This window comes from Luteimonas composti (assembly GCF_042678665.1).
GTDB classification, from domain to species: Bacteria; Pseudomonadota; Gammaproteobacteria; order Xanthomonadales; family Xanthomonadaceae; genus Luteimonas; species Luteimonas composti.
The window spans coordinates 161,908-187,738 of sequence record NZ_JBHTKU010000001.1 but is presented as its reverse complement, the minus strand read 5'-3'; the positions used below and the strand labels follow the sequence as shown (position 1 = coordinate 187,738).

Sequence of the window (25,831 nt, the reverse complement as noted above, 5' to 3'; positions counted from 1 at the left end):
CCGCGCCTCAGCCGCAGTCCGCGCGCCGCACTTCCTCGACGAAGCGGCGCATGCGCGCTCCGTCCTTGGCGCCCGGCACGCCGTCCGGCGCCTCGATCCCGCTGGCCACGTCCACGCCCCAGGGCCGCGTGGACGCGACCGCATCGTGCACGTTGTCCGGGGTCAGCCCACCGGCCATGAACCAGGGCTTGATCAGGCCGCGCGGCGCCTTCGACCAGTCGAACGCGACCCCACCGCCGCCGGCTTCGCCGGGCGCGTGCCCGTCGAGCAGGAAGCCCGCCGCGCTCGGCCAGCGCGCGTGCAGCTGCAGCGGATCCAGCGACGCCTCCCCGCCCATCGGCACCGCCTTGAGGTAGCGCAGGCCGAAGCTGCGGCAGAACGCCTCGTCCTCGTCGCCGTGGAACTGCAGCAGCGCCGGCCGCACGCGCGCGATCACCTCGCGCACTTCCTCGGCCGGGTTGTCCATGAACAGCGCCACCGCATCGACCATCGGCGCCAGCGCCTCGACCATCGCCGCCGCCTGCGCGGCATCGACCCGGCGCCGGCTGCGCGCGGCGAACACGAAGCCGACCGCGTCCACGCCGAGTTCGCCCGCCAGGCGGACGTCGCCGGGACGGGTCATGCCGCAGAACTTGATCCGGGTGCGGAAGGGAGGCTGGGACACGAACGCGTTTCCATGGGGCGGTGGCGCATTGTGCGCGGTCGCGGCGCGGCCGCACAGGTCGGACTCAGTCCAGGCTGACCTCGGCGGGCAGCCCGTGCATCGCCGGATACAGCGGGCCGACGAACACCAGGCCGCTGGCGGGCGCGGTGGGCCCGGCCAGGCGGCGGTCGCGGCTGGCCAGCAGTTCGGCGATCCAGTCTCCAGGCCGGGCGCCGGCGCCGACCTCCAGCAGCGAACCGACGATGTTGCGCACCATGTGGTGCAGGAAGGCGTTGGCCTGCACGTCGATGGTCACCACGTCGCCGTCGCGATCCACCGCGATGCGCTGCAGCTCACGGCGGCCGTGGGTGGCTTCGCATTCGGCCGAACGGAATGCCCCGAAGTCGTGCTCGCCGATCAACGCCTGCGCGGCGTGGTGCATGGCCTCGGCCTGCAGCGGCCGCCAGTGCCAGGACAGCCACTGCCGGGCCAGCGCGGGACGCACCCGGCGGTTGAGGATGCGGTAGCGGTAGCGCCTGGCCACCGCCGAAAAACGCGCGCTGAAATCGTCGGCCACCGGCCGGCACCAGGTCACGCTGACCGCCGGCGGCAGGCGCGTGGTCGCACCCAGGGTCCAGGCGCGCAGGTCGCGCCCGGCCTCGCTGTCGAAATGCGCGACCTGGCACTGCGCGTGCACGCCGGCGTCGGTGCGCCCTGCGCAGACCGTGTCGATGCGGGCGTCGGCCACCGAGGACAGCGCGGTTTCGAGCACGCCCTGGACGGTGGCCTCGTCGGGCTCGCCGGGCTTGCTCAGCCGCTGCCAGCCGCGGAAGCCGCCGCCGTCGTATTCGACGCCGATCGCGTACCGCACTCAGGCCAGTTCGCGCAGCAGGCGCTCGGCTTCGCCGCGGGCGACCGCGTCTCCGGTCACGGCGACTTCCTGAAGCAGGCCGCGCGCGGTCTCTGCATCGCCCAGGTCGATGTAGGCACGGGCCAGCTCGATGCGTTCCTGTCCGGCCGAGGCCAGGCCGGTCGGTGCCGGGCCGGCCGACGCGGAGCCCGGTTCCTCGCCGGCCGCGTGCCAGGTCGGCGAGCCGCCGGTGGCCGCGGCGGGCGCGGCATGCCACGACACGGCGGCGTCCATCGGCAGTGGTGCCGGGGCAGGCGGTGGGCTGGGCGCCGTGGCCGCCGCGGCGGCCGCTGGCGGCGGTCCGGCCGGGGCGACCGGTCCCGCGGGTGCGGGCGGCGCGGACACAGGATCGGCCGCTCTGGCAGGCTTCGGGCCGGTGGCAGGCCGCGCCGGCGGGGTGGCCGGCGTGGCGAATCCATAGCCTTTGCGCGCGGGCACGGCCGCCTTGCGCCGCGCCAGCCACCAGGCCAGCAGCGCGGCAGCGAGCAGGCCGAGGCCGATCCAGGCCCAGGGCAGCGCGCCAGCGGTCGCGGCCGGTGCCTGCGCATTGCTCTCGGCCAGTCGCTGCTGGGCGGCGGCCAGTTCGCTGTCCTTCATTTCGATGAGCTGCCGCTGCTGTTGCTGCAGCTGCTCGAGTTCGGTCAGGCGCGCCTGCAGGTCCTGGATCTCGGCCTCGCGCGCGGCCAGCGTTTCACGCGTCTGGACCAGTTCCTGTTGCTGCAGCATGTCGCCCTCGCCTCCGGCGGCGGCGCCGGTCCGTGTTCCTGCCTGTCCTGCCTCGCCGCTGCCCGGCGGCACGATCTCCAGCCGCGCATCGGCCACCCGCGGCGCCGTGCCCGCGGCCGCCGCGGCGGGCGCCGCTGCATCCGCCGTCCCGGGCGCCTGCCCCGCCCCGGCGACGGCGTCGGGCTGCGGCACCGGCCGGCGCATCTCGCGCCAGCGGGCCACGTGTTCGCGCACCACCGCGTTGGCTTCGGCCACGCTGGCCTGCGACCACTCCTCCTGCGGAGGCAGGCGCAGCACAGCGCCCTGCCGGATCAGGTTGAGGTTGCCGCCGATGAAGGCTTCGGGATTGGCGCGCAGCAGCGCCAGCATCACCTGGTTGAGGCTCTGGCCGCTGCCGGCCGACAGCTCGGCGGCGATCCGGCCCAGGGTCTGGCCAGCCTGCACCGGCCCGTACTCGCCGGGCGTGCCGGATGGCGTGCCGGATGGCGCAGGCGCAGGCGCAGGCGCAGGTGCAGGGGCCGGCACAGGCGTCGCCGTCTCCGCGACCGCCTCGGCGGGCGCCGGCTCTTCCGCGGCCGCCGCCTGCTCGGGCCGCGAAGGCTCCGCGGCCGGTTCCGGCTGCGGCGGGCGCGCGATGAGGTTGGACGGCGCCGCGGACGGCGCCTGGATCGGCGGCTGCGCGGGCGCGGCCACCGTCTGCGGCGTATCGACCAGCGCGGAGTATTCGCGCACCAGCCGGCCCTGGCCCCAGTCCACCTCGACCAGGAAGGTCAGCAGCGGCTGCTCCACCGGCGCCGGGCTGGTGATGCGGATCACGGGGCGGCCCCGCGGATCCAGGGCGATGGCGAAGTCCAGCTGCGAGACCAGGCCCGAGGGTGGTTCCAGGCCGATGCGGCGGAAGGTCTCCGGCGAGGCCAGCCGCGCCTGCAGGTTCTCCAGCTCCGACGGATCGGTGGAGATGATCGGGATTTCGGCCAGCAGCGGCTCGCCGGCCCGCGACTTCACCTCGATCTGACCCAGGCCCAGGGCCATCGCGACCGGGACCTGCACCAGCAGCGCCAGCAGCAGGACGAGGCGGCATGCCAGCGTCTTCAAGAGAAGGCCCCCAGGAATCCGGATCAGGATCGGTCGAAATGACGGTCGCAACTTATTGATTGCGGTAGTCACCGTCAAGCTGCCGAAGCGCCCGGGTCAAGGCGGCGGCGCTGGCGGCTCCCAGAAGACCTGTCGAAAGGAGGCCTGCGCGTCCGGGGCCCGCCATGCGTTCCCGATGAACATGGTTGCGTGCGTCGGGCTCCGGCCGCTGGCCACCTCCGGATCGCAGGCCAGCGGCAGGGCCAACGACTCCCCATGCCTTGCCTCCGCCGCAGGCGTCCACTGTGGATCGCCCGGCTGCCGTGCCAGCAGGCCATCGCGGCCCGCGATCCAGCGTTCCCCGGCGCGCAGTGCGCCGGCCGCGCAGTCCACCTGCAGGTCCCAGACCACATACGGATGCGGCGCCCCGCGCTCCTCCAGCACCTGTACCAGCTCGATGCGGCGATGACCCTGTGCGGAACCTGCCCGGGCGCGGGCCAGCCACGCAACGCGCGCCGGCGCCTCGCCGATGCCCCCCACCAGGTACCAGCAACTGGCATCGCTGTCGCGGCACCCGGGCTCCTGCGCCAGCACCCCCCGATCCACGGGCGCCAGCACGGCCATCGCCATGGCCAGGCCCAGTTGCCATCCCGCCCTGCGTCGCATGCGACCTCCTTCCGTCCCTGGATGATGCATCGCTCAGTACAGCGCCCGCGAAGGAGGCGCGAACGTGGTGACCGCCCCCTCCCGGATCTCGACGATCTCGCCGACCTGCACTCCCATCGCATTGTCGAACCGCTCCACGCGGGTCACCGGCCGGGCCCGGTAATGGCCCGCACCCACCCCCGCGTAGACGTACTCGTAGTGTATTCGCCGGTCAGGGACGCCCGGTGCCCGCGGAACGGGACGATGAAACTCGACAGCACCAGGTAACGGCCGGGACGCAGCCCATCGAACGAGAAATTGCCGTCCGCATCGGTGCGGACCCGCCCGGCATAGGTCCAGGCCTCGGGATGCAGTCGCACCTCACGCTCGATCGTTCCGTCACGGTTGTTGCGCGCGTGCCACTCCTGGACGTGGGCCGTCATCGGCAGCAGCAGCACCCACTCGTGCTCGGCCAGCGCGATCTCGCGGCCGCGGATCACCCGTTTCAGCAGGCCGCCGACGCCCTCGCGGTTGCTGACGCCCATGACGCCGCGCAGCGCGCCGCCGCCCAGCGCCATCGCCTGCTCGAGTTCGGTGCGATCGAAGTGGCCGGCGACCGGCAGCCGGCCAACGCGGTCGCGCGCGGGCGGCCCGTCATCCCGCGGGCCGGCCATCGGACCGGACATCGGACCCAGCGCGCATGTCGCGAACGCGATCCAGGCGCACAGCTTCCATGCGTGCATCGGCCACTCCCTGGCTGTGACCGGGCCAGTGTTCCACCGCAGGCCCGGGCCGGTCAACGGCGACGCCTGGCGGTCAGCCCTCGGCCGCGACCAGTTCGGCCAGCTGGACCGCGTTGAGGGCGGCGCCCTTGCGGATGTTGTCCGAGACGATCCAGAGGTTGAGGCCGCGCGGATGCGACAGGTCCTCGCGGATGCGGCCCACGTACACCGCATCCTTGCCCGAGGCGTGGGTCACCGGGGTGGGATAACCGCCGGGCCGGCGTTCGTCCACCACCTCGACGCCGGGCGAGGCGGCAAGCAGCTCGCGTGCAGCCTCGGGCGTCACCTTCTCGCGCGTCTCGATCGCCACGGCCTCCGAGTGGCCGTAGAACACCGGCACCCGCACCGCGGTGGGGTTCACCTGGATCGATTCGTCGCCGAGGATCTTGCGCGTCTCCCAGACCAGCTTCATCTCCTCCTTGGTGAAGCCGTTGTCCAGGAAGCTGTCGATGTGCGGGATCAGGTTGAACGCGATCTGGACCGGAAACTTGTCCGTCTCGACTTCCTTGAAGCCGAGCAGCTGCGCGGTCTGCTTGCCCAGCTCCTCCATCGCCGTGCGGCCGGCACCCGAAACCGACTGGTAGGTGGCCACGTTGATGCGCTCGATCCCGTACTTGCGGTGCAGCGGCGCCAGCGCGACCAGCATCTGCATGGTCGAGCAGTTGGGGTTGGCGATGATCCCGCGCGGGCGGTTCTTCGCCTGTTCCGGATTGACCTCGGATACCACCAGCGGGACGTCGTCCTCGTAGCGGAAGGCCGAGGAGTTGTCGATCACCACCGCGCCGGCGGCGGCGAACTTCGGTGCGTACTCCTTCGAGGTGTCGCCGCCCGCGGAGAACAGGGCGATGTCGATCCCGGCGGGGTCGAAGCTGGCGAGATCCTGGACCACATGGTCCTCGCCGGCGAACTCGACGGTGCTGCCGGCCGAGCGCTCGGAGGCCAGCGGGACCAGCTTGCCGACCGGGAAATCGCGCTCGGCGAGGATCGAGAGCATGACTTCACCGACGGCGCCGGTGGCGCCGACGACGGCGACGTTGAAACGACGGTTCTGCGGGGTGTTCATTTCAGGAAGGTCCGGGGAATGCGGGAATGGAGATGGCGTGGGGCCGCGCGCGGCGCGCGCACTCGCTGTGTTCGGGGGAACCCGCGCAGGATGACCGGCGACGGCTCCCCTACCGTTTGGCGGTCGCTTTGCCGGTGATCGGGGTCGGCGGGTCGCCGGCGCGGGGGCCACGGCCCAGCGCGGCGATGAGGTTGTCCACGGCCAGCGTGGCCATCGCCCGACGCGTCGCCCGGCTGGCGCTGCCCACGTGCGGGGTCAGTACCACATTGCGCAGCGCCAGCAGTCGCGGATTGACCGCCGGCTCGCCCTCGAACACGTCCAGCCCCGCGGACGCCAGGCGGCCCGCGGCGAGTGCGTCGGCCAGCGCGTCCTCGTCGACCAGGCCACCGCGCGCGATGTTGGTCAGCGTCGCGGTCGGCTTCATCTTCGCGAGGGCGGCGGCGTCGATCACGTGGCGGGTCTGCGGCGAATACGGCAGGACCAGCACCAGGTGGTCCGATTCGCGCAGCAGTGTATCCATGTCCACCAGCGTCGCACGACAGTTGCTTTCGATACCGCCCGGCAGGCGGCTGCGGTTGTGGTACAGCACGCGCATGCCGAAGCCGTGCGCGCCGCGTCGGGCGATGCCCTGCCCGATCCGGCCCATGCCGAGGATGCCCAGGGTGCTGCCGTGCACGTCCTGGCCCAGCAGGGTGTCGAACGACCACTGCGTCCACTCCCCCGCGCGCAACCAGCGCTCGCCCTCGGTGATCCGCCGCGCCGTCGCCATCAGCAGGGCGAAGCCCAGGTCCGCGGTGGTCTCGGTGAGCACGTCGGGCGTGTTGGTGGCGACGATGCCGCGCGCGTGCAGCGCATCGACGTCGAGGTTGTTGTAGCCCACGCCGACGTTGGCGACCGCGCGCAGGCGCGGCGCGTCGGCGATCTCGTCCGCGCCGATGCGCTCGTTGAGCGTGACCAGGGCGCCGTCGGCCTCGCGCAGCCGGGCCGCGATCGCCGCCTGCGGCCACGCGGTCACCTCGCGCGCGGCGTCGACCCTGAAGTGTTCGTCGAGCCGCGCGACGATGTCGTCGAACAGCGGCTGCGACACCCAGACGCGCGGGCGCGCTTCAGCCATCAACGCGGCCGGGAATGCGATGCGGCACCTCGCCCACGTCGCCGCACTGGGCGCGATGGCGCAGCGCCTGGTCGATCAGCACCAGGGCCAGCATGGCCTCGCAGATCGGGGTGGCGCGAATGCCGACGCAGGGATCGTGGCGGCCGGTGGTGACGATGTCGACCACGTTGCCGTCCACGTCCACGCCTTCCACCGGCAGGCGCAGGCTGGAGGTCGGCTTGAACGCCACCGAGACCACCACCTGCTGGCCGGTGCTGATGCCGCCCAGCACGCCGCCGGCATGGTTGGACAGGAACCCGCCCGGCGTCATCACGTCGCGGTGCTGCGTGCCCTTCTGCGCCACGCTGGCGAAACCGTCGCCGATCTCCACGCCCTTGACCGCGTTGATCGACATCATCGCCGCGGCCAGTTCGCCGTCGAGCTTGCCGTACACGGGCTCGCCCCAGCCCGGCGGCACGCCGTCGGCCACCACGGTCACGCGCGCGCCGACCGAATCGCCGGACTTGCGCAGCGCGTCCATGTAGCTTTCAAGTTCTGGCACCTGCGCGGCATCGGGCCAGAAGAAGGGATTGTCCTCGACCACGGCCCAGTCGTGGCTGCGCGGCAACACGTCGCCGATCTGCGCCATGTGGCCGCGCACCTGCACGCCGCGCCCGGCCAGCCATTTCTTGGCGATGACCGCGGCGGCCACGCGCATCGTGGTCTCGCGCGCGGACGAGCGCCCGCCGCCGCGCGGATCGCGGATGCCGTACTTCTGCCAGTAGGCGTAGTCGGCATGGCCTGGGCGGAACTGGCGCGCGATGGCGCTGTAGTCCTTGCTGCGCTGGTCGGTGTTGCGCACCAGCAGGGCGATGGGCGTGCCGGTGGTGACGCCTTCGTATACGCCGCTCAGGATCTCGACCTCGTCGGCCTCGCGCCGCGCCGAGGTGTGGCGGGTCTTGCCGGTGGCGCGGCGCGCCAGGTCGTGCGCGAACTCCTCCGGCGCGATCGCGATGCCCGGCGGACAGCCGTCGATCACGCAGCCGATCGCCGGGCCGTGCGATTCGCCGAAGGTGGTGACGCGGAACAGGTGGCCGAACGTGTTCAAGTGCGCAGAGCCTCGCTTGCCTCGGTGGGCGGGCCGGCGGCGTCGCGGCCCGCGCGCCGTGCTGCGGCGCAGCGCCAGTGTCGCACCCGCGCTTCCGGCTTGAAACCCGGCAGGTCGCGCGGCGCCGCGGTTTCAGGCGCAACCGCCGCGGAGCAGCGACGGCGCGGCTCGCGGGCCTGCCGGGCAGCGGCTCAGAACAGGCCGTCGGGCGACGACCCGGCGCCTTCCCGCGCATCGGCCAGCGCGCGGATCCGCGCGTGGTGCGCGACCAGATCGTGGCGCTCGACCACGAAGACACCCATCTGCCCGACCTTGAACTCCACCCACACCAGCGGCAGCTCCGGCAGCAGCTTCACCAGGTGCCGCTCGGATTCGCCAACCTCGCAGACCAGCAGGCCCTCCTCGGTCAGGTGCAGCGGCGCGTCGCGCAGGATGCGCAACACGATGTCCAGGCCGTCGTCGCCGGCGCGCAGGCCGAGCTCGGGCTCGTAGGAATACTCCTGCGGCAGCGCGTCGGTTTCGTCGTTGGTGACGTAGGGCGGGTTGGTCACGATCAGGTCGTAGTGCTCGCCCTGCAGGCCGGCGAACAGGTCGGACGTCACGAAGCGGGTGTTCCCGACCAGCAGGCGCGCCTCGTTCTCGCGCGCCAGCGACAGCGCCTCGTCGCTGATGTCGGCGCCGTCCACGTGCCAGTCGGGGTTGTAGTGCGCCATGGCGATGGCGATGCAGCCCGAGCCGGTGCACAGGTCCAGCGCGCGGCGCACCTCGCGCCCGCCCAGCCAGGGCTCGAATCCGGTGAGGATCAGCTCGGCGATCGGCGAACGCGGCACCAGCGCGCGCGCGTCGCTCTTGAAGCTCAGGCCCGCGAACCAGGCTTCGCCGGTGAGGTAGGCCGCCGGCACGCGCTCCTCGATGCGACGCAGGAACAGCGCCAGCACGTCTTCCTTCTCGGCCAGCGTGACCCGCGCCTGGCCATAGGCCGGTCCCAGGTCGTGCGGCAGGTGCAGGGCATGCAGGGTGAGCTGCGTCGCCTCGTCGATGGCGTTGTCGTAGCTGTGCCCGAAGGTCAGCCCGGCCGCGCTGAAACGGCTGGCGCCGTAGCGGATCAGGTCGATGATCGTCTGCAGTTCGTCGGTCATGGCGGGGGCCCGTGCCGGCACGACGCCGGTCGGCGAGTATAGCGGCGGCCGGGGTATCATGGCCCGCTGACCGACAGGATTCCCGGATGTTCAACCGCACCGTCATCGTCGTGCTGCTGGTCGCGCTGTTCGCCGGCCTCGGCCTGCTGGCCTCGCGCAAGTTCTTCGCGGCCCCCGAGGCGCAGCAGCCCCGGCTGCAGGCGGTGAAACTGTTCCCGCAGCCGCGCGAACTGCCCGATTTCGCCCTGCAGCAGTCCGACGGCACCCAGCTGATGCCCGGCGAGCTGCACGGGCACTGGACCCTGGTGTTCATCGGCTTCACCTACTGCCCGGACGTGTGCCCGACCACGCTGGCGCAACTGGCGCAGGCCCAGCGCCAGTGGGAGGCGCTGCCGGAATCGACCCGTCCGCGGGTGCTGTTCGTCTCGGTCGATCCGGAGCGCGACACGCCCGACCGCATCGGCGAATACGCCCACGCCTTCCACCGCGACACGCTCGCGGCCACTGCCGACGTGCCTTCCCTGGAGGCCTTCACCCGCTCGCTGTCGATGGTGTTCGCCAAGGTGCCGCCGCCGGACGGCGCGCCGGCCAACCAGTATTCGATCGACCACAGCGCCTCGATGGCCCTGCTCGACCCGCGCGGCCGCATGGCCGGGGTGGTGACGGGCAGCGCGGTGGACGACCCGGCCGCGATCGCCGCCGACCTGCTCGAACTCAGCCGGGACATGCGATGAACCTCGTCACCGCCCTGACCTGGGTGCTGCCGCACCGGCTGCTGTCCTCGCTGGCGCGCTCGCTGGCGTACTCGGACAACCCGCGCACCCGCGCCTGGCTGATCGACACGGTGACGCGCCGCTTCGGCGTCGACCTGTCGGAAGCGCTGGAATCCGACCCGGGCGCCTATCCCACCTTCAACGCCTTCTTCACCCGCGCGCTCAAGCCGGGCGCGCGCGTGCCCGACCCCGATCCGCAGGCGCTGCTGATGCCGGCCGACGGCCGCGTGAGCCAGTGCGGCCGGATCGAGCAGGGCCGCATCTTCCAGGCCAAGGGACGTTCGTTCACCGCCGCCGAACTGCTCGGCAGCGAGGATGCCGCGCGCGCCTACGACAACGGTCGCTACGCGACGGTGTACCTCTCGCCGAAGGACTACCACCGCGTGCACATGCCCTGGACCGGGCGCCTGCGCGAGACGGTGCACGTGCCGGGCCGGCTGTTCTCGGTGGGACCGGACGCAGTGGCCTCGGTGCCGCGCCTGTTCGCGCGCAACGAGCGCCTGGTCTGCCATTTCGACACCGACTTCGGGCCGATGGCGGTGGTGATGGTCGGCGCGCTGCTGGTCTCGGGCGTGGAGACGGTCTGGAGCGGCGAGGAGATCCCCGCCTACGGCGACCGCATCACCTCGAAGAACTGGACCAGCGAAGACGTCGTGCTGGAGCGTTTCGAGGAGATGGCCCGCTTCAACTACGGCTCGACCGTGATCGTGCTGCTGCCCGACGGCGTGGCCGAGCTCGAGCCGGCGCTGACGGCCGAGACGCCGGTGCGACTGGGCCAGGCGCTGGCGAGGCGCACGTCCGCATAAGCTCATTCCATCCGGCAATGATGGCCGGATGCGCCAGCGGCATAGGCTCTTGGTCCCGTTCCACCGAGACCGATGCCATGCGCCCGTTGCTGCCCGCCCTCTTCGCCCTGTTCCTGGCCGGTGCCGGCCCGGTGGCCGCCTCGCCCGCCCAGCCCACCGTGACCGTGCTCTACGACGCCTTCGGCGACGCCGGGCCGCTGCGCAAGGACTGGGGTTTCGCCGCGCTGGTGGAGGTCGACGGTCGCCGCATCCTGTTCGACACCGGCAACGACGCGGGGGTGTTCGCGCATAACGTGAAGGCTGCCGGCGTGGACCTGGCGACGATCGACACCGTCGTGCTCTCGCACCGCCACGCCGACCACATGGCCGGGCTGGCGGTGGTGCTGGAGGCCAACCCCGACGTGGTGGTGCATGCGCCGCAGGAGGGCTTCGGCATCTACGGCTCATCCCTGCCCTCGGGCTTCTACCGCAAGGACCCGTCCCTGCCCGCGCGCCAGCGCTACTTCGACGGCCAGCCGCCGGAAACGCTGCAGTTCGGCAGCGCGTGGCCGGGGGCCAACTTCAAGCCGCATGCGGCCACCACCGAGATCGCGCCGGGCGTGTGGGCGATCATCACCGTCTCGGACGTCGCCGGCACGCGCGAACTGCGCGAGCTGTCGCTGGCGGTGCGCACCGACGCCGGCCTGCTGCTGGTGGTCGGCTGCTCGCACCCGGGCCTGCCGGTGATCGTCGCCGAGGCGGCGAAGATCGATCCGGACGTCCACCTGGTGGTCGGCGGCTTCCACTACGTCAACGCCGACGATGCCGCCATCGCCGGGGTGCTCGAGACGCTGGCCCCGTACGAGATCGACTTCATCGCGCCCGGCCACTGCACCGGAGAGGCCACCTTCGCCGCCCTGCAGAAGGCCTATGGCCAGCGCTACCTGTTCGCCGGCCTGGGCGCGCGCCTGGTGCTGGGCGAGGACACGACCGCGCAGGGCCGCCGGCGCGGCGGGGACGCGGGCTTCAGCGCATCCGAAGCGGTCGCCTACCGCGCGCTGGCGCTGCGCGGCGACCACGTGCACGGCCACCTTGCCCACGCGCATCCCTGACCGGTCGGGCGGCGGCGCGCAGGCGCCGCCGCAGGCTCAGCGGCAGCCTTCCAGCTTGAGCTGCTGGCCCTGCCGCAGCACGTAGCGCGGCGGCTTGAGGCCGTTGGCCGCCGCCAGCGTCCTGGTGTCGCAGCTGTAGCGGCGGGCGATCGCGACCAGGGTCTCGCCGGATGCCACGCGGTGCGTACGCGGCGCGGCCGGTGCAGGCGCGGGGACCGGCGCGACGGCCTGCTGGACCACGCTGCCGTCGGGCAGGGTCACGGCCTCGACGTTGCCCACCCGCACCACCGCGGTGGACGGATCGCTGTTCACCAGCTGCCGGGCCAGGTCGGCGCGCGGACCACGCGTGCACCAGCGCTCGTACAGCCCGGCCATGCGCACGGTCGCGTTCAGGCGCGTGCCTTCCGGGATCCAGGCTTCGGCCTCGTACTGCGGATTGAGGTTGCGCAGCACGCGCATGTAGCCGTCGCGCGTGTTGCCGTTGCCCAGGCAGATGGTCAGCTCGTAGATCGAGGCCGGGCGCTTGAGCTGGATCGTGGCCGGGCGCGCGTCGACGCGGGGGAACACCAGGCCGTACTCGCGCGGATGCAGGTACAGCCAGGCGGCCGCGATCACCATCGGCACGTAGTCGCGGGTTTCCGGCGGGAACTGGTTGAACACGTCCGGATCCCAGAAGCTGCGCCCGCCCGACTCGCGGTGCACGCGGCGCGCGCGGCCCTCGCCGCCGTTGTAGGCGGCCAGCCACAGCTCGATGTTGTCGCCGCCCAGCTCGGCATAGCGCTCGCCGAGGTACACCGCGGCCGCGTCGGCCGAGGCCCGCGGGTCGTAGCGGGTGTCGAAGCCGCGCCCGTCCGGGCCCAGGCCCAGGCGGCTGCCGGTGGCGGGCATGAACTGCAGCGGCCCGGCCGCGCCGGCGCGCGAGCGCGAATGCACGCGGCCGTTGGATTCCTTGGCCAGGATGCCGAACAGCAGCGCCTCCGGCAGGCCACGCCGCTTGAACGAGGGCGACATCAGGTGCTGCATGTACTGGAAGTTCTCGTGGCTGGTGATCAGCGCCACGCGCATGTCCGTCAGCCAGCGCCGGATCGCGCCCTGCACCGCCGGGTTCATCTTGACCAGTTCGAGGAAGCGCCGGTCCTCGGCGGCCAGCAGCGAGGCGGCGGTGGCGCTGTCGGGCACGTCGCCGGTGGCCAGGTCGCCCTCCCCGCCCGGGTCGTCCATCTCCTCGCCCGTGACCCCGGCGGCGGCATCGGCCTGGGCCTTGAGCAGGCGCTTGTAGCTGGCCAGCAGGTTGCCCGAGCCGCAGCCCTTGATCCGGCCGCACTCGACGATCACGTCTTCCATGTCCTCGAGCGCGGCGTTGCTCTCGTCGAGCCCGGCCGGGTCGCTGTTGCCGATCTTCACCAGCGCCTCGCGCCAGCGCGCCTCGGCCGCGACCATGCGCTGGTTGAGCGCGTCGATCGCCGCTTGGGTGCGTCGGGACTGGGCCTGGGCCAGCGAGGGGACGACGACCAGCGCGAGCGCGATGCCCAGCAGCAGGCGGCGCAGGAGGGGAGAGGCGAACGACATCGACCACCGGACCGGTTTCGAGGGGCCGGGCAGGTTAGCCGCTGGACCCGGGGGCCACAAGGAAACCCGGCACGTTGCGTCACGCAGCCCCGGGGCGCTGCGGAGGCGCGCCGCCACGGCCTAGAATCGGCGCATTCCAACCGGGGACCCCACGCGCATGCAGCCCATCCTTGTCGGCAAGGCCATCACCAGCGGCGACGGCGCCCAGGTCCACCTGCTGCCGCGCTACGGCAACCGCCACGGCCTGGTCGCCGGCGCCACCGGCACCGGCAAGACGGTCACCCTGATGACCCTGGCCGAGGGCTTCTCCCGGATCGGCGTACCGGTGTTCATGGCCGACGTGAAGGGCGACGTTGCCGGCCTGGCCATGCCCGGGACGATGAACGGGAAGCTGGAGGCGCGCGCGGCGCAGATCGGCGTCGAGGGCTACGCGCCGGAAGGCAGCCCGGTGGTGTTCTGGGACCTGTACGGCCAGCTCGGCCATCCGGTGCGCACCACGGTCAGCGAGATGGGCCCGACCCTGCTCTCGCGCATCCTCGAGCTCAACGACACCCAGTCCGGCGTGCTCGACATCGTGTTCAAGCTGGCCGACGACCGCGGCCTGCTGCTGCTCGACCTGGCCGACCTGCGCGCCCTGCTGGGCCTGGTCGCCGAGGAGCGCAAGGCGGTGTCCACCGAGTACGGCCTGGTCAGCCCCCAGTCGATCGGCGCCATCCAGCGCGCCCTGCTGCGGCTGGAGCAGGAAGGCGGCGAGCACGTGTTCGGCGAGCCGGCGCTGGAGCTGAGCGACCTGATGCGCACCACGCCCGACGGGCGCGGCGTGATCGGGATCCTGGCCGCCGACCGTCTGGTGCTCAAGCCGCGCCTGTATTCGAGCTTCCTGCTGTGGCTGCTGTCGGAGCTGTTCGAACACCTGCCCGAGGTCGGCGACCTCGACAAGCCGCGGTTGGTCTTCATCTTCGACGAGGCGCACCTGCTGTTCGACGACGCGCCCGCCGCGCTGCGCCAGCGCATCGAACAGGTGGTGCGGATCATCCGTTCCAAGGGCGTGGGCGTGTACTTCTGCTCGCAGTTCCCGGACGACGTGCCGGACGAGATCCTCGGCCAGCTCGGCAATCGCGTGCAGCACGCGCTGCGCGCCTTCACCCCGCGCGACCAGAAGGCGGTGCGCACCGCGGCCGAGACCTTCGTGGCCAACCCGGCGCTGGACGTGGTGCAGACGCTCTCGAAGCTCGGCACCGGCGAGGCGCTGGTCTCGACCCTGCAGGACAAGGGCGTGCCGATGGCGGTGGAGCACACCCTCGTTGCGCCGCCGCGCTGCCGCATGGGCGCGATCACCGAGGCCGAACGCGCGCAGGTGCGCGCGGGCAGTCCGGTCGGCGGCAAGTACGACCGCGCCATCGATCGCGAATCGGCCGCGGAGATCCTCGCCGCGCGTGCGCAGTCGGCCACCGATGCGGCGAAGGCGCCGGCCGCGGGCGGTCGCGCCGCCGAACGGGACGGCGGCTTCGGCAAGGCGGTGCGCGACGTGCTGTTCGGGACCGGCCGGCGCCAGGGCGTGCTCGAAGCCTCGGGCAAGCAGGCCGCGCGCACCATCACCAACCAGATCGTGCGCGGCATCCTCGGCAGCCTGCTCGGCGGCAGGAAGCGCTGAGCGTCGCGATGCCGTCGCCGGCCCGCCAGCCGCATCGGCGTCACCGCACGGCGCGCGGATGACGGCGGGCGACGCCACCGCCGGCTGCACGCTCGAGGCGCTGGGCGAGGACGCGGTCCTGCTGCGCCTGGGCGAACGCATCGACCCCGCGCTCAACCGCGAAGTCCATGCGCTGGCCGCGCGGATCGCCCGGGCCCGCCCGCCGTGGCTGTGCGACATCGTGCCGGCCTACGCCTCGCTGGCCCTGTTCGTCGATCCCGCGCAGGCCGGAGACCGTTTCGCGCTCGACCTGGTCGGCGAATGGCTGGCGCAACTGCGCGGCGACGCGGTCGCGAAGGCGCCGCGCGACGCGGCGCCGGTCGAGATCCCGGTCTGCTACCACCCGTCCTGTGCGCCAGACCTGGAGGCCGTCGCGCAGCGGACCGGCCTTGCGCGCGACGAGGTCGTCGCCCGCCACTGCGCCGACGATTACCGCGTGGGCATGATCGGGTTCGCGCCGGGCTTTCCCTACCTGCTCGGACTCGACCCGGCCCTGGCCGCCCCGCGCCACGCCACGCCGCGGGTGCGCGTGCCGGCGGGCAGCGTCGGGATTGCCGGGCAACAGACCGGGATCTATCCGGGCGACGGTCCCGGCGGCTGGCAGCTGGTCGGGCGCACGCCGCTATCGCTGTTCGACCCGCGGCGCGATCCGCCCAGCCTGCTCCAGCCCGGCCAGCGCCTGCGTTTCGTCGCGATCGGGCTGGACGAGTACAACGCACGCATGGGCGCCGCGCATGGCTAGGCGCGGCGTGGAAGTCGAATCGCCCGGGATGCTGACCACGGTGCAGGCCGCCGCTCGGCTCGGCCTGCGGCATTTGGGCGTGGCCAGCGGTGGTCCAGCGGATCCGTGGGCGCATGCGTTGGCCAACCGGCTCGTCGGCAATGCCGCTGCGACGGCCGCGCTGGAGATCACGCTCGCCGGTCCGCGCCTGCGGTTCGCGCAGGCGGTGCGCGTCGCGCTCTGCGGCGCCGAGATCGAAGCCGATGCCGACGGTGTCGCCGTTCCCTGCCACCGTCCCGTCGACCTGCCCGCCGGCGCGCGGCTGGCCCTGGGCGCGTGCCGCGACGGCGCGCGCAGCTACCTCGCCGTGGCCGGCGGATTCGCGCTGCCCGAGGTACTGGGAAGCGCCAGCACCGACCTGCGCGGCGGATTCGGGGGCTGCCACGGCCGTGCGCTCCGCGCCGGCGACCGTCTCCCGCTGGATGCTCCCGCCGCAATCCAGGCGCGTCGCGTGCGGCCGGCGGCGTGGTGGATCGACCCCAGCCCCCTGTCCTGCGCGCACCCGCCCGGTGAGCCCTGCACGATCCGCCTGCTGCCAGGCACCGATGACGCGGCAGAAATCGCGCAGGCGCCGTGGCGGGTGGACGCGCGCAGCAACCGCCAGGGGCTGCGCCTGCAGGGGCAGGAACTGCAGGTCGCCGACGCGCGCGAACGCGTCTCCGAACCGGTCGCGCCCGGCACCGTGCAGCTGCCGCCCGACGGCCAGCCCATCGTGCTGCTGGCCGATGCCCAGACCCACGGCGGCTATCCGCGCATCGGCCACGTGCCGCGCGCCGACCTGCCGCTGCTGGCGCAGCTGCGACCGGGCGCGCGCCTGCGCTTCCTTCCCTGCACGCCGGCAGACGCCGCCCGCGCGAACGCCGAACAGCGCCAGCGGATGCACCGCATCGCGCTCGCCATCGCCGCCAGGGGAGCACGCCCGTGACCACGCGCATCGACTTCAACTGCGATCTCGGCGAAGGCTGCGGCGACGATGCCGCGATCGTGCCCTGCATCAGTTCGGCCAGCATTGCCACCGGCGGCCACGCCGGCGACGAGGCCAGCATGCGCGCGGCCATTGCGCTGTGCCTTGGCCACGGCGTGGCGATCGGTGCGCATCCGTCCTTCATCGATCGCATGCACTTTGGCCGGCGCGAATTGGCGTTGCCGCCGGCGGAGATCCACGCGCTGGTCCACGCACAGGTCGAGGCGCTCGCCACGCTGTGCGCGCAGGCCGGCACGCGCCTGGCCCACGTCAAGCCGCACGGCGCGCTCTACAACCTGGCCGCCCGCGATGCGCAGGTCGCCGACGCCGTGGCCCGGGCGGTGCGCGACAGCGACGCGCGATTGCGCCTGTACGCCCTGGCCGGTTCGCGGCTGGTGGACGCCGGCCGGCGCCTCGGCCTCGCCGTGGCCGAGGAAGTCTTCGCCGAACGCGGCTACGCGGCCGACGGCAGCCTGGTGCCGCGCGGGCAGCCTGGCGCGGTGGTCGAGCGCGTCGAGGACGCGCTGGCGCAGGTGCGCGACATGCTGCGCGACGGGGCGGTGCGCGCGATCGATGGCGGCCGGGTGCCGATCCGCGCCGACACCCTGTGCCTGCACGGCGATCGCCCCGATGCCGCGGCCTTTGCCGCGGCGCTGCACGATGCGCTGCGCGATGACGGCATCGCCATCGTCCCTCCTGGCGCTCCGGAGTCCGCATGAGCTACTGGCCCTTGCTCGGGATTGCCGTGGTCGTGGCCGGCTTCGCGCTGCGCCTGAATCCCGCGCTGATCGTGGTGGCCGCCGGCCTGGTGACCGGTCTGATCGCCGGCCGTACGCCGCTGCAGGTGCTCGAACTCCTCGGCGAGGCGTTCACCAAGCAGCGCTACCTCACCGTGTTCCTGCTGACCCTGCCGGTGATCGGCCTGCTCGAGCGGCATGGACTGAAGGAACATGCCCAGGCCTGGATCCGGCGCCTGCGTGGCGCCACCGCCGGGCGCCTGCTGATCGCCTATCTCGGCGCACGCCAGATCGCGTCCGCGCTGGGCCTGACCAGCCTTGGCGGCCATCCGCAGACGGTGCGGCCGCTGCTGGCGCCGATGGCCGAGGCCGCTGCGGAAGCCCGACATGGCGACCTGCCCGAGGAGGCGCGCGAGCGCCTGAAGGCGCTGTCGGCGGCGACCGACAACGTCGGCCTGTTCTTCGGCGAGGACATCTTCATCGCCTTCGGCGCGGTGCTTCTGATGCAGGGCTTCTACGCCGAGCACGGAATCGTGCTCGAACCTTTGCACATCGCGCTGTGGGGTATCCCCACCGCGATCTGCGCCTTCCTCATCCACGGCTGGCGGCTGGCGCGGCTGGACCGGCGCCTGCGGCGCGAGGCCGGGGCGATCGCGACGCGCTCCGGAACGGGAGAACCGCGATGATCGACCTGCAGTGGATCTACTGGCTGGTCGGCGCCTACCTGGCCTGGAGCGCGCTGCGTGCGCTGCGCGACCGCAGCAACCCGCGCCGCCTGGCCAACGGTCTGTTCTGGGGCCTGCTGGCGCTGGCGATGCTGGCGGCCGACCGCATGCCGCCGGCGTGGGTCGGCGGCCTGGTGGTGGTGCTCGCCTGCCTGGCCGGCTTCGGCGGCCTCGGCCGCGGGCAGTGCGACGAAGGCACGCCCGCCGCACGCGAAGCCGAGGCGCGGCGACTGGGCAACCGCCTGTTCGTGCCGGCGCTGCTGATCCCGCTGGTCGCGGTGCTGGTGGCGGTGCCGTTCGCGGACCTGGAGATCGGCGGCACGCGCGTGTTCGGGGCGCAGCTCACCACGCTCGTGGGCCTGGGCGTGGCCTGCCTGGTCGCGACCGCGGCCGCGCTGCTGCTCACGCGCAGCGGGCCGGGGGCGGCGATCGAACAGTCCCGCCGCCTGCTCGACGCGATCGGCTGGGCCGCGCTGCTGCCGCTGCTGCTGGCCACGCTGGGCAGCGTGTTCGCCGCCACCGGCGTGGGCGAGGCCGTGGCCGGCCTGATCCGCGTGCTGATCCCGGTGGAAAACCGCTTCGTGGTGGTGCTGGCCTATGCGCTGGGCATGGCCGCCTTCACCATGGTCATGGGCAACGCCTTCGCAGCCTTCCCGGTGATGACGGCCGGCATCGGCCTGCCGCTGCTGGTGCGGATGCACGGCGCCGACGCCGCTTCGCTGGCGGCGATCGGCATGCTGTCGGGTTATTGCGGCACCCTGCTCACGCCGATGGCCGCCAACTTCAATCTGGTGCCGGCGGCGCTGCTGGAGCTGCGCGATCCCAATGCGGTGATCCGCCAGCAGGTGGCCACGGCGCTGCCGCTGCTGGCCTGCAATATCGCGATCATGTACCTGGTGGTGTTCCGTTGATGCCCCGTGCTCCCGCTTCTTCCCCGATCCTGCTCACCGGCTTCGAACCGTTCGACGGCGACGACCGCAATCCCAGCCAGGCGATCGTGCAGGCGCTGGCTGGGCACGCCATCGCCGGGCACCGCATCGTCGGCCACGAGCTGCCGGTGGCGTTCGGCGATTCGCTGCGCGTACTGCGCCGGGCGCTGCGCCGCACGCGCCCCGCCCTGGTCGTATGCCTGGGGCAGGCCGGCGGGCGCGACGCGATCTCGCTCGAGCGCGTGGCGATCAATGTCGACGACGCGCGCATCGCCGACAACGCGGGCGCGCGGCCGGTCGACCGCCCCGTGATCGCACGCGGTCCGGCGGCCTACTTCTCCACCCTGCCGATCAAGGCGATGACGGCCGCCGTGGCCGCCGCCGGCATTCCCGCCGCGGTCTCGCAGACCGCGGGCACCTTCGTCTGCAACCACGTGTTCTACGGGCTGATGCACGCGCTGCGGCGACGGCCGGGCGTGCGCGGCGGCTTCATCCACGTGCCCTGGTCGGACGTCCAGGCCGCGCGCCGGCCCGGCCAGCCGGGCCTGCCGCTGGCCGCGATGGTGGACGGCATCCGCATTGCACTGGAGACGGCCATCGCGCATCCGGTCGACATCGCGGTCGCCGCCGGCGCGGAGCATTAGCGCGCGATGCCCCGTGCCGGCGCGCTGTCCTATCCTTGTCGCACCCGACCCGGAAGGAATCCGCCCATGCGCCTGTTCCGCTGCCTGACGCCCACGCTCGCCCTCGCGCTCGCCGCCTGCGCCCCCGATTCCGCCACCGCGCCGGCCCCCGGAACCGGGACCGAGGCCGCCGGCAAGTCCGCCGAAGCCGCGCTGGCCGATCCCATGCTCGAAGGATCGGACGCCAGCGCCGTGGTCCGGCACGATCCGCAGGACCCGCAGGGCTTCGACCGCAAGGCCTTCGCAGGCCGGTTCGCCGGCATCCTGCCCTGCGCGGACTGTCCCGGCATCGAGATGCGGCTGGAGATCGCCAGCGAAGGCACGTTCGCGCTGCGCCAGACCTACCAGGCGCGCGACACGACGACTTCGCTCACCGGCACCTGGACTGTCGACGAGGCCGGCAAGCGGCTGCTGCTCGATCCCGACAGCAAGGACGAGGCCGACCGCGTGTTCGAGATCGTCTCGCGCGATGAACTGCGCGCGCTCGATGCCTCGGGCCGGCCGATCGACAGCACGCTCAACTACAGCCTGCGCCGCAACTGAATGGGCCGCTGGCGTCCCCCGGCCGAGAAGAGCACCGCGCTGATCACGCCCGAAGGGCATGCGCGGCTCAAGGCCGAACTCGACGACCTCTGGCGCGTACAGCGCCCCGAGGTCGTGCGGGCCCTGGCCGCGGCGGCGGCCGAGGGCGACCGCTCCGAGAACGCCGAGTACACCTATCGCAAGAAGCAGCTGGGCGGCATCGACCGGCGCGTGCGCTACCTCAGCAAGCGGCTTGAAGCGCTGCGCGTGGTGGACGGCGCGCCGGCGGACCCGGGCGCGGTGTTCTTCGGCGCGCATGTGGAGATCGAGCACGCGCAGTCCGGCGACACCGCGCGCTACCGCATCGTCGGGCCCGACGAAACCGACGCGGCGCGCGGCTGGATCAGCATCGACTCGCCGCTGGCGCGGGCGATGCTCAGGAAGCGTGTCGACGACGAATTCGAGGCGCAGCTGCCGGCCGGGCCGGCGCGCTACTACATCGTCGACGTGCGCTACGGCGACTGACGCCGCGCGGCGCGGCGGGCGCGATGTCCGCTAGCCCAGCACCCGCAGTGCCGGCGCGCCGGCAATCGCCTCGCCATAGAGGTCGTGCTCGTCGCTGCCCAGGATCTCCACGTCGACGAAGTCGCCCGGCTGCAGGCCGGCCTCCAGGCCGTTCTGGATCTGCACCACGCCATCGATCTCGGGCGCGTCGGCGCGCGTGCGGGCAATCGCGAGGTCGCCGTCGACCACGTCCACCAGGCAGCGCTGCACGCTGCCCACTTTGGCCTCGAGCTTCTGCGCCGAGATCTCCGCCTGCACGTCCATGAAACGCGCCAGCCGCTCCTGCTTCACCGCCTCGGGCACCGGATCGGGCAGCGCGTTGGCCGTAGCGCCGTCGACCGGCGAATAGGCGAAGGCGCCGACCCGGTCCAGGCGGACTTCGCGCAGGAAATCCAGCAGCTCCTCGAACTCGGCCTCGGTCTCCCCCGGGAAGCCGACGATGAAGGTGCTGCGGATCGCCAGTTCCGGGCAGACGTCGCGCCAGCGAGCGATGCGCTCGCGCACCTTGTCCACCGCGCCCGGGCGCTTCATCAGCCGCAGGATGCGCGGGCTGGCGTGCTGGAACGGGATGTCGAGGTAGGGCAGCAGCTTGCCTTCGGCCATCAGCGGGATGGTGTCGTCCACGTGCGGATACGGATAGACGTAGTGCAGGCGCGTCCACACGCCCAGTTCGGCCAGGCCCTCGCACAGCGCCTTCATCCGCGTCTGATACGCCTTGCCGCGCCATTCGCGCTCGGCGTAGCGCAGGTCGACGCCATAGGCCGAGGTGTCCTGCGAGATCACCAGCAGTTCCTTGACCCCGCCGCGCACGACCAGGCGTTCGGCCTCGCGCAGCACTTCGTCGACCGGGCGCGAGGCCAGGTCGCCGCGCATCGAGGGGATGATGCAGAAGCTGCAGCGGTGGTTGCAGCCTTCGGAGATCTTGAGATACGCGTAGTGCTTCGGCGTGAGCTTGATCCCGACATCGTCCTCGGCCGCGCGTCGCGGCAGCAGGTCGATGAACGGATCGTGCCTGGGCGGCACCGCCGCGTGCACCGCCGACATCACCGTGCCGTAGTCCTGCGGACCGCTGATCGAGAGCACGTCCGGGAACTGCTCGCGGATCATCTCCGAACGCTTGCCGAGGCAGCCGGTCACGATCACCTTGCCGTTCTCGGCCATCGCCTCGCCGATCGCGTCGAGCGATTCGGCCACCGCCGAGTCGATGAAGCCGCAGGTGTTGACCACCACCACGTCTGCATCGTCGTAGCTGGGCACCAGGTCGTAGCCCTCGACGCGGAGCTGGGTGAGGATGCGTTCGGAGTCGACCAGGGCCTTGGGGCAGCCAAGGCTGACGAAACCGACCCTGGGGTTGGCTGCGGACATGATTCGGGAGGCGGGAGGGGACGCGCTGGCGTCACGGGCCGCGAATTATAGCCTCGGCTAGAATCGCCCCACGCCCGCAGGGAGCCCGCCATGGGCCGCGACATCGTCATCCAGACCGCGCATGGCGCCATCGACGCCTGGCGCGCCGATCCGCCGGACCGCGCCGCCGCACGCGGGGGCATCGTGGTCCTGCAGGAAATCTTCGGGGTCAACGAGCACATCCGCAGCGTGGTCGAGGGCTATGCCGCGGCCGGCTATGTGGCGCTGGCCCCCGCCCTGTTCGACCCGGTGGCGCGCAGCGTGGAGCTCGGCTACGACGAGGCCGGCTTCGCGCGCGGCCGCGAGCTGGTCGGCCAACTGGGCATCGAGCGGGCCGTGGACGCCACCCGGGCCGCCGCCGAGCTGCTGCTGGGCGAGGGGCTGAAGGCGGCCGTGGTCGGCTTCTGCTGGGGCGGTAGCGTCGCCCTGCTGGCCAATACCCGGCTCGGCCTGCCCGCCGTGGCCTACTACGGCGCGCGCTCGCAGCCCTACCTGGGCGAGGCGCTCGGCGCTCCGATGCTGTTCCACTTCGGCGCCGACGACCAGAGCACCCCGCCGGACTACGTCCAGGCGCACCGCGACGCCTGGCCGGACGCCGTCGTCCACGTCTATCCCGGCGCCGGGCATGCGTTCAACCGCGACGTCGATCCGCGCCATTTCCATCCCGAGAGCGCGGCCCTGGCGCGCCGCCGCAGCCTCGATTTCCTCGCATCGGTCCTGGGCTGAAGGAGTCCGCATGGCCAGGCATCCAGAACCCGACCACTACGAACTGCATCCGCAACTGGCGGTCGACACCCACCCGCTGTCTTCGCTGGCGCTGTGCGACCTGCGCCTGCTCGACGATGCCAACTACCCGTGGCTGGTGCTGGTGCCTCGCGTCGCCGGCGCCCGCGAACTCGTCGACCTGGACGCCGCCCAGCGCCACCTGCTCACCGACGAAATCGACCTGGCCGCGCGACTCCTGCGCGGCGTGTTCCAGCCGTTCAAGCTCAACGTGGCCGCCCTGGGCAACCTGGTGCCGCAGCTGCACGTGCACGTGATCGCCCGCTTCGAAGGCGACCCGGCCTGGCCGGCGCCCGTCTGGGGCCGGGTGGCGGCCCGTCCCTACTCTCCCGAAGCGCTGGTCGAGCGGATCCGCCTGCTCGACGCAGCGCTACGCGGCTGAGCCGCCGCGGGGCGGTCAACCGTTCCTCACCACCTGGGTACCGGCGACCAGGTCGTGTCCGCAGCGGCGGTCGCCGCGGAAGATCAGCAGCACGTTGACCAGGCCCAGCACCATGCCGACGACGGGCACGTTGCCGACCGCGTGCACCGGCAGGTAGCGCACCAGCAGCAGGCGGCCGACCGGGGGCTTGGCGCCCGTCATGTCGACGATGCGGATCCCGAGCAGGCGCTTGCCCCAGGTCTGGCCGCCGGCGTCGAGCGGATACCACTGCACGGCCGCGAAGACGGCGAAGCCGATCGCCGCCCACAACAGCGCGGCGCCGAACGGCACCTCCCCGCCGGCCGCCATCGCCATCTGCCAGTAGCCGCCCACCAGCATCAGCGGCACCATCACCACCAGCAGGATGATGGTGTCGATGATCGCCGCGCCCAGCCGCTCGCCGCGGCCGGCGAGATTGCCGTGGGCGAGGTCGGCGACGGCCGCCTCGGGGCTTCCGTACGGATTGTGCTGTTCCATGACTGCCTCCCTGCGTGGATGGTGGAAAAGCGGGTCGGCCGCGCCGACCGCGCACGCTGCCGCGTCAGGTGCGCGGCAGCGTGACGCCGCGCTGGCCCTGGTACTTGCCGCCGCGGTCCTTGTACGAGGTCTCGCAGACGTCGTCGGGATCGGACTGGAAGAACAGCATCTGTGCCACGCCCTCGTTGGCGTAGATGCGTGCCGGCAGCGGCGTGGTGTTGGAGAATTCGAGGGTCACGTGCCCTTCCCATTCCGGCTCGAGCGGGGTCACGTTGACGATGATGCCGCAGCGCGCGTAGGTGCTCTTGCCCAGGCAGACCACCAGGGTGTCGCGCGGGATGCGGAAGTACTCGACCGTGCGCGCCAGCGCGAACGAGTTGGGCGGGATGATGCACTCGTCCGCCTCGATGTCCACGAAGCTCTTCGGGTCGAAGTGCTTGGGATCGACGATCGTGGAGTTGATGTTGGTGAAGACCTTGAACTCGCGCGAGCAGCGCACGTCGTAGCCATAGCTCGAGGTGCCGTAGCTGACGATGCGACCGCCCTGCGCCTCCTTCACCTGGCCGGCCTCATAGGGCTCGATCATGCCGTGCTGTTCCGACATCCGCCGGATCCAGCGGTCGCTCTTGATGCTCATGCGCGGTTCCCTGCGGCCTTCGCGGCCAATCGCCGCATTGTAGGGGGCTTGCGCGACCGCAGGAACCTTGGCGCGCCATCATGCCCCCAGCACGCGGCCTTCCCCCGCGCTGGCCAATGGCTGGGCCCACGGTGCGGCCGCAATGTGTGGTGGGGCGCTACCGGTCGGGGATGCCGCAGCCTCAGCATGGAGGGCAACCCGCCGGCGCCGCGCTCTCCTAGAGCAGCGACGCAGAGATGCTGCGCGGCGCGCGTGGCCGCTTCTCGAGCTCCTCCACCAGCCGGCGCGCGGTCTGGCGGTACGCCGTCGCGGCGGCCGACTCCGGCGCCGAAGCCACCACCGGCACCCCCGCATCGCCCTGTTCGCGGATCGCGATCTCCAGCGGCAGCGAACCCAGCAGCGGCACCCCGTACTGCGCGGCCATGCGCTCGCCGCCGCCGTGGCCGAACAGGTGCTCGACGTGCCCGCAGTTCGAACACACGTGCTGGGCCATGTTCTCCACCAGACCGAGCACGGCGACCTCCACCTTCTCGAACATGCGCAGCGCCTTGCGCGCATCCAGCGTCGCGACATCCTGCGGCGTGGTGACCACCACCGCGCCGGCGACCGGGATCTTCTGCGCCAGGGTCAGCTGGATGTCGCCGGTGCCCGGCGGCAGGTCCACGACCAGGTAGTCCAGGCCCTCCTCGCCGCCCCACAGCGTGTCGTTGAGCAGCTGGGTCAGCGCCGAGGTGGCCATCGGCCCGCGCCAGATCATCGGCGTGTCGGCATCGACCAGCAGCCCGATCGACATCGCCTCGATCCCGTGCGCGCGCATCGGCAGGATCGACTTGCCGTCAGGGCTGTCCGGCTTGCCGGACAGCCCGAGCATGGTCGGGATGCTGGGGCCGTAGACGTCGGCGTCCAGCACGCCGACGCGGGCGCCCTCGGCGGCCAGCGCCAGGGCCAGGTTCACCGAGGTCGTTGATTTCCCGACCCCGCCCTTGCCCGAGCCGATGGCGAGGATGTTGCGGATCGCCGGCAACGGCGTCAGACGACCCTGTACGGCTCGCACCTGGATCATGGACTTGGACATGGAAAGCACTCCCG

Annotated in this window: 28 protein-coding genes; 14 read left to right on the top strand and 14 right to left on the bottom strand. The window is 72.3% G+C overall.

The window, feature by feature from the left end; genetic code table 11:
• Positions 1-7: 7 nt before the first annotated feature.
• The 9 genes from ACFQ2D_RS00875 to prmB all read right to left on the bottom strand — a co-directional run bounded on the left by ACFQ2D_RS00875 (position 8) and on the right by prmB (position 9,183).
• Positions 8-664 carry a phosphoribosylanthranilate isomerase gene (locus ACFQ2D_RS00875; RefSeq protein ID WP_280941720.1) on the bottom strand — a complete coding sequence of 219 codons (657 nt, stop codon included), beginning with the start codon at positions 662-664 and terminating at the stop codon, positions 8-10.
• Between the two features lie 64 nt (positions 665-728).
• A complete protein-coding gene (truA, locus tag ACFQ2D_RS00870) occupies positions 729-1,514 on the bottom strand; it encodes a tRNA pseudouridine(38-40) synthase TruA (protein WP_280941719.1) in 786 nt (261 codons plus the stop codon).
• Complete coding sequence (locus ACFQ2D_RS00865) at positions 1,515-3,374, bottom strand: FimV/HubP family polar landmark protein (RefSeq protein ID WP_342457120.1); 1,860 nt, start codon at positions 3,372-3,374, stop codon at positions 1,515-1,517.
• A 96-nt stretch (positions 3,375-3,470) separates the two neighbouring features.
• Positions 3,471-3,983, bottom strand: a complete 513-nt coding sequence (locus tag ACFQ2D_RS00860) for a hypothetical protein (RefSeq protein WP_280941718.1) — start codon at positions 3,981-3,983, stop codon at positions 3,471-3,473.
• Between the two features lie 179 nt (positions 3,984-4,162).
• Positions 4,163-4,741, bottom strand: coding sequence for a hypothetical protein (locus ACFQ2D_RS00855; protein ID WP_280941717.1), 579 nt, complete (start codon positions 4,739-4,741; stop codon positions 4,163-4,165).
• Positions 4,742-4,814: 73 nt separating this feature from the next.
• Positions 4,815-5,843 carry an aspartate-semialdehyde dehydrogenase gene (locus ACFQ2D_RS00850; RefSeq protein WP_280941716.1) on the bottom strand — a complete coding sequence of 343 codons (1,029 nt, stop codon included), beginning with the start codon at positions 5,841-5,843 and terminating at the stop codon, positions 4,815-4,817.
• 109 nt (positions 5,844-5,952) lie between these two features.
• Positions 5,953-6,957, bottom strand: coding sequence for a 2-hydroxyacid dehydrogenase (locus ACFQ2D_RS00845; protein WP_280941715.1), 1,005 nt, complete (start codon positions 6,955-6,957; stop codon positions 5,953-5,955).
• Positions 6,950-8,044 (bottom strand): chorismate synthase, encoded by a 1,095-nt coding sequence (aroC, locus tag ACFQ2D_RS00840; RefSeq protein ID WP_280941714.1) that lies wholly within the window; start codon positions 8,042-8,044, stop codon positions 6,950-6,952. The genes ACFQ2D_RS00845 and aroC overlap by 8 nt, the downstream gene beginning before the upstream one ends.
• A gap of 191 nt (positions 8,045-8,235) precedes the next feature.
• On the bottom strand, positions 8,236-9,183 hold the full coding sequence (prmB, locus tag ACFQ2D_RS00835; RefSeq protein ID WP_280941713.1) for a 50S ribosomal protein L3 N(5)-glutamine methyltransferase: 948 nt from the start codon (positions 9,181-9,183) through the stop codon (positions 8,236-8,238).
• A gap of 86 nt (positions 9,184-9,269) precedes the next feature.
• On the opposite strand from prmB, the gene ACFQ2D_RS00830 reads away from it, so the two are divergent.
• The 3 genes from ACFQ2D_RS00830 to ACFQ2D_RS00820 all read left to right on the top strand — a co-directional run bounded on the left by ACFQ2D_RS00830 (position 9,270) and on the right by ACFQ2D_RS00820 (position 11,853).
• On the top strand, positions 9,270-9,917 hold the full coding sequence (locus ACFQ2D_RS00830) for an SCO family protein (protein ID WP_280941712.1): 648 nt from the start codon (positions 9,270-9,272) through the stop codon (positions 9,915-9,917).
• On the top strand, positions 9,914-10,762 hold the full coding sequence (gene asd, locus ACFQ2D_RS00825) for an archaetidylserine decarboxylase (RefSeq protein ID WP_280941711.1): 849 nt from the start codon (positions 9,914-9,916) through the stop codon (positions 10,760-10,762). The genes ACFQ2D_RS00830 and asd overlap by 4 nt, the downstream gene beginning before the upstream one ends.
• Positions 10,763-10,839: 77 nt before the next feature.
• Positions 10,840-11,853 (top strand): MBL fold metallo-hydrolase, encoded by a 1,014-nt coding sequence (locus ACFQ2D_RS00820; RefSeq protein ID WP_280941710.1) that lies wholly within the window; start codon positions 10,840-10,842, stop codon positions 11,851-11,853.
• A gap of 36 nt (positions 11,854-11,889) precedes the next feature.
• On the opposite strand, the gene ACFQ2D_RS00815 is transcribed toward ACFQ2D_RS00820, so the two are convergent.
• On the bottom strand, positions 11,890-13,422 hold the full coding sequence (locus tag ACFQ2D_RS00815; RefSeq protein WP_280941709.1) for a transglycosylase SLT domain-containing protein: 1,533 nt from the start codon (positions 13,420-13,422) through the stop codon (positions 11,890-11,892).
• A gap of 157 nt (positions 13,423-13,579) precedes the next feature.
• On the opposite strand from ACFQ2D_RS00815, the gene ACFQ2D_RS00810 reads away from it, so the two are divergent.
• The 9 genes from ACFQ2D_RS00810 to greB all read left to right on the top strand — a co-directional run bounded on the left by ACFQ2D_RS00810 (position 13,580) and on the right by greB (position 20,981).
• A complete protein-coding gene (locus tag ACFQ2D_RS00810) occupies positions 13,580-15,076 on the top strand; it encodes a helicase HerA-like domain-containing protein (RefSeq protein WP_280941708.1) in 1,497 nt (498 codons plus the stop codon).
• 58 nt (positions 15,077-15,134) lie between these two features.
• On the top strand, positions 15,135-15,857 hold the full coding sequence (gene pxpB / locus ACFQ2D_RS00805) for a 5-oxoprolinase subunit PxpB (RefSeq protein ID WP_280941707.1): 723 nt from the start codon (positions 15,135-15,137) through the stop codon (positions 15,855-15,857).
• The gene (locus ACFQ2D_RS00800) at positions 15,850-16,821 is read left to right on the top strand and encodes a 5-oxoprolinase subunit C family protein (RefSeq protein WP_280941706.1); all 972 of its coding nucleotides are present in this window, start codon (positions 15,850-15,852) and stop codon (positions 16,819-16,821) included. The genes pxpB and ACFQ2D_RS00800 overlap by 8 nt, the downstream gene beginning before the upstream one ends.
• Complete coding sequence (locus ACFQ2D_RS00795; protein WP_280941705.1) at positions 16,818-17,579, top strand: 5-oxoprolinase subunit PxpA; 762 nt, start codon at positions 16,818-16,820, stop codon at positions 17,577-17,579. Before ACFQ2D_RS00800 ends, ACFQ2D_RS00795 begins: the two co-directional genes overlap by 4 nt.
• Positions 17,576-18,283, top strand: a complete 708-nt coding sequence (locus ACFQ2D_RS00790) for a DUF969 domain-containing protein (RefSeq protein ID WP_280941704.1) — start codon at positions 17,576-17,578, stop codon at positions 18,281-18,283. The genes ACFQ2D_RS00795 and ACFQ2D_RS00790 overlap by 4 nt, the downstream gene beginning before the upstream one ends.
• Positions 18,280-19,233 (top strand): DUF979 domain-containing protein, encoded by a 954-nt coding sequence (locus ACFQ2D_RS00785; protein WP_280941703.1) that lies wholly within the window; start codon positions 18,280-18,282, stop codon positions 19,231-19,233. Before ACFQ2D_RS00790 ends, ACFQ2D_RS00785 begins: the two co-directional genes overlap by 4 nt.
• Positions 19,233-19,895 carry a pyroglutamyl-peptidase I gene (pcp, locus tag ACFQ2D_RS00780; RefSeq protein WP_280941702.1) on the top strand — a complete coding sequence of 221 codons (663 nt, stop codon included), beginning with the start codon at positions 19,233-19,235 and terminating at the stop codon, positions 19,893-19,895. Before ACFQ2D_RS00785 ends, pcp begins: the two co-directional genes overlap by 1 nt.
• Before the next feature lie 66 nt (positions 19,896-19,961).
• A complete protein-coding gene (locus ACFQ2D_RS00775; RefSeq protein WP_280941701.1) occupies positions 19,962-20,477 on the top strand; it encodes a copper resistance protein NlpE in 516 nt (171 codons plus the stop codon).
• Complete coding sequence (greB, locus tag ACFQ2D_RS00770; protein WP_280941700.1) at positions 20,478-20,981, top strand: transcription elongation factor GreB; 504 nt, start codon at positions 20,478-20,480, stop codon at positions 20,979-20,981.
• A 30-nt stretch (positions 20,982-21,011) separates the two neighbouring features.
• Here the strand turns inward: greB and rimO are convergent, their stop codons facing one another.
• Positions 21,012-22,385 carry a 30S ribosomal protein S12 methylthiotransferase RimO gene (gene rimO, locus ACFQ2D_RS00765; protein ID WP_280941699.1) on the bottom strand — a complete coding sequence of 458 codons (1,374 nt, stop codon included), beginning with the start codon at positions 22,383-22,385 and terminating at the stop codon, positions 21,012-21,014.
• Between the two features lie 90 nt (positions 22,386-22,475).
• On the opposite strand from rimO, the gene ACFQ2D_RS00760 reads away from it, so the two are divergent.
• Together ACFQ2D_RS00760 and ACFQ2D_RS00755 are read left to right on the top strand one after the other, a co-directional pair.
• Positions 22,476-23,150, top strand: a complete 675-nt coding sequence (locus ACFQ2D_RS00760) for a dienelactone hydrolase family protein (protein ID WP_280941698.1) — start codon at positions 22,476-22,478, stop codon at positions 23,148-23,150.
• 10 nt (positions 23,151-23,160) lie between these two features.
• Positions 23,161-23,589 carry an HIT family protein gene (locus tag ACFQ2D_RS00755; protein ID WP_280941697.1) on the top strand — a complete coding sequence of 143 codons (429 nt, stop codon included), beginning with the start codon at positions 23,161-23,163 and terminating at the stop codon, positions 23,587-23,589.
• 15 nt (positions 23,590-23,604) lie between these two features.
• Here ACFQ2D_RS00755 and ACFQ2D_RS00750 read toward each other — a convergent pair whose 3' ends face one another.
• The 3 genes from ACFQ2D_RS00750 to apbC all read right to left on the bottom strand — a co-directional run bounded on the left by ACFQ2D_RS00750 (position 23,605) and on the right by apbC (position 25,817).
• Positions 23,605-24,105, bottom strand: coding sequence for an RDD family protein (locus tag ACFQ2D_RS00750; protein ID WP_280941696.1), 501 nt, complete (start codon positions 24,103-24,105; stop codon positions 23,605-23,607).
• 64 nt (positions 24,106-24,169) lie between these two features.
• Positions 24,170-24,742, bottom strand: a complete 573-nt coding sequence (dcd, locus tag ACFQ2D_RS00745; RefSeq protein WP_280941695.1) for a dCTP deaminase — start codon at positions 24,740-24,742, stop codon at positions 24,170-24,172.
• A gap of 217 nt (positions 24,743-24,959) precedes the next feature.
• Positions 24,960-25,817, bottom strand: a complete 858-nt coding sequence (gene apbC, locus ACFQ2D_RS00740; protein WP_280941694.1) for an iron-sulfur cluster carrier protein ApbC — start codon at positions 25,815-25,817, stop codon at positions 24,960-24,962.
• Positions 25,818-25,831: the final 14 nt, after the last annotated feature.

Bases quoted from the DNA above. Each gene is read 5' to 3' on its own strand.
- ACFQ2D_RS00850 (WP_280941716.1), bottom strand. From the start codon at position 5,843: ATGAACACCCCGCAGAACCGTCGTTTCAACGTCGCCGTCGTCGGCGCC.
- ACFQ2D_RS00810 (WP_280941708.1), top strand. From the start codon at position 13,580: ATGCAGCCCATCCTTGTCGGCAAGGCCATCACCAGCGGCGACGGCGCC.
- apbC (WP_280941694.1), bottom strand. From the start codon at position 25,817: ATGTCCAAGTCCATGATCCAGGTGCGAGCCGTACAGGGTCGTCTGACG.
- ACFQ2D_RS00755 (WP_280941697.1), top strand. From the start codon at position 23,161: ATGGCCAGGCATCCAGAACCCGACCACTACGAACTGCATCCGCAACTG.
- prmB (WP_280941713.1), bottom strand. From the start codon at position 9,183: ATGACCGACGAACTGCAGACGATCATCGACCTGATCCGCTACGGCGCC.
- ACFQ2D_RS00845 (WP_280941715.1), bottom strand. From the start codon at position 6,957: ATGGCTGAAGCGCGCCCGCGCGTCTGGGTGTCGCAGCCGCTGTTCGAC.
- rimO (WP_280941699.1), bottom strand. From the start codon at position 22,385: ATGTCCGCAGCCAACCCCAGGGTCGGTTTCGTCAGCCTTGGCTGCCCC.
- ACFQ2D_RS00790 (WP_280941704.1), top strand. From the start codon at position 17,576: ATGAGCTACTGGCCCTTGCTCGGGATTGCCGTGGTCGTGGCCGGCTTC.
- asd (WP_280941711.1), top strand. From the start codon at position 9,914: ATGAACCTCGTCACCGCCCTGACCTGGGTGCTGCCGCACCGGCTGCTG.
- ACFQ2D_RS00820 (WP_280941710.1), top strand. From the start codon at position 10,840: ATGCGCCCGTTGCTGCCCGCCCTCTTCGCCCTGTTCCTGGCCGGTGCC.
- ACFQ2D_RS00750 (WP_280941696.1), bottom strand. From the start codon at position 24,105: ATGGAACAGCACAATCCGTACGGAAGCCCCGAGGCGGCCGTCGCCGAC.
- ACFQ2D_RS00855 (WP_280941717.1), bottom strand. From the start codon at position 4,741: ATGCACGCATGGAAGCTGTGCGCCTGGATCGCGTTCGCGACATGCGCG.
- ACFQ2D_RS00775 (WP_280941701.1), top strand. From the start codon at position 19,962: ATGCGCCTGTTCCGCTGCCTGACGCCCACGCTCGCCCTCGCGCTCGCC.
- ACFQ2D_RS00830 (WP_280941712.1), top strand. From the start codon at position 9,270: ATGTTCAACCGCACCGTCATCGTCGTGCTGCTGGTCGCGCTGTTCGCC.
- pxpB (WP_280941707.1), top strand. From the start codon at position 15,135: ATGACGGCGGGCGACGCCACCGCCGGCTGCACGCTCGAGGCGCTGGGC.
- pcp (WP_280941702.1), top strand. From the start codon at position 19,233: ATGCCCCGTGCTCCCGCTTCTTCCCCGATCCTGCTCACCGGCTTCGAA.
- ACFQ2D_RS00860 (WP_280941718.1), bottom strand. From the start codon at position 3,983: ATGGCGATGGCCGTGCTGGCGCCCGTGGATCGGGGGGTGCTGGCGCAG.
- ACFQ2D_RS00800 (WP_280941706.1), top strand. From the start codon at position 15,850: ATGGCTAGGCGCGGCGTGGAAGTCGAATCGCCCGGGATGCTGACCACG.
- greB (WP_280941700.1), top strand. From the start codon at position 20,478: ATGGGCCGCTGGCGTCCCCCGGCCGAGAAGAGCACCGCGCTGATCACG.
- ACFQ2D_RS00815 (WP_280941709.1), bottom strand. From the start codon at position 13,422: ATGTCGTTCGCCTCTCCCCTCCTGCGCCGCCTGCTGCTGGGCATCGCG.
- ACFQ2D_RS00760 (WP_280941698.1), top strand. From the start codon at position 22,476: ATGGGCCGCGACATCGTCATCCAGACCGCGCATGGCGCCATCGACGCC.
- ACFQ2D_RS00785 (WP_280941703.1), top strand. From the start codon at position 18,280: ATGATCGACCTGCAGTGGATCTACTGGCTGGTCGGCGCCTACCTGGCC.
- dcd (WP_280941695.1), bottom strand. From the start codon at position 24,742: ATGAGCATCAAGAGCGACCGCTGGATCCGGCGGATGTCGGAACAGCAC.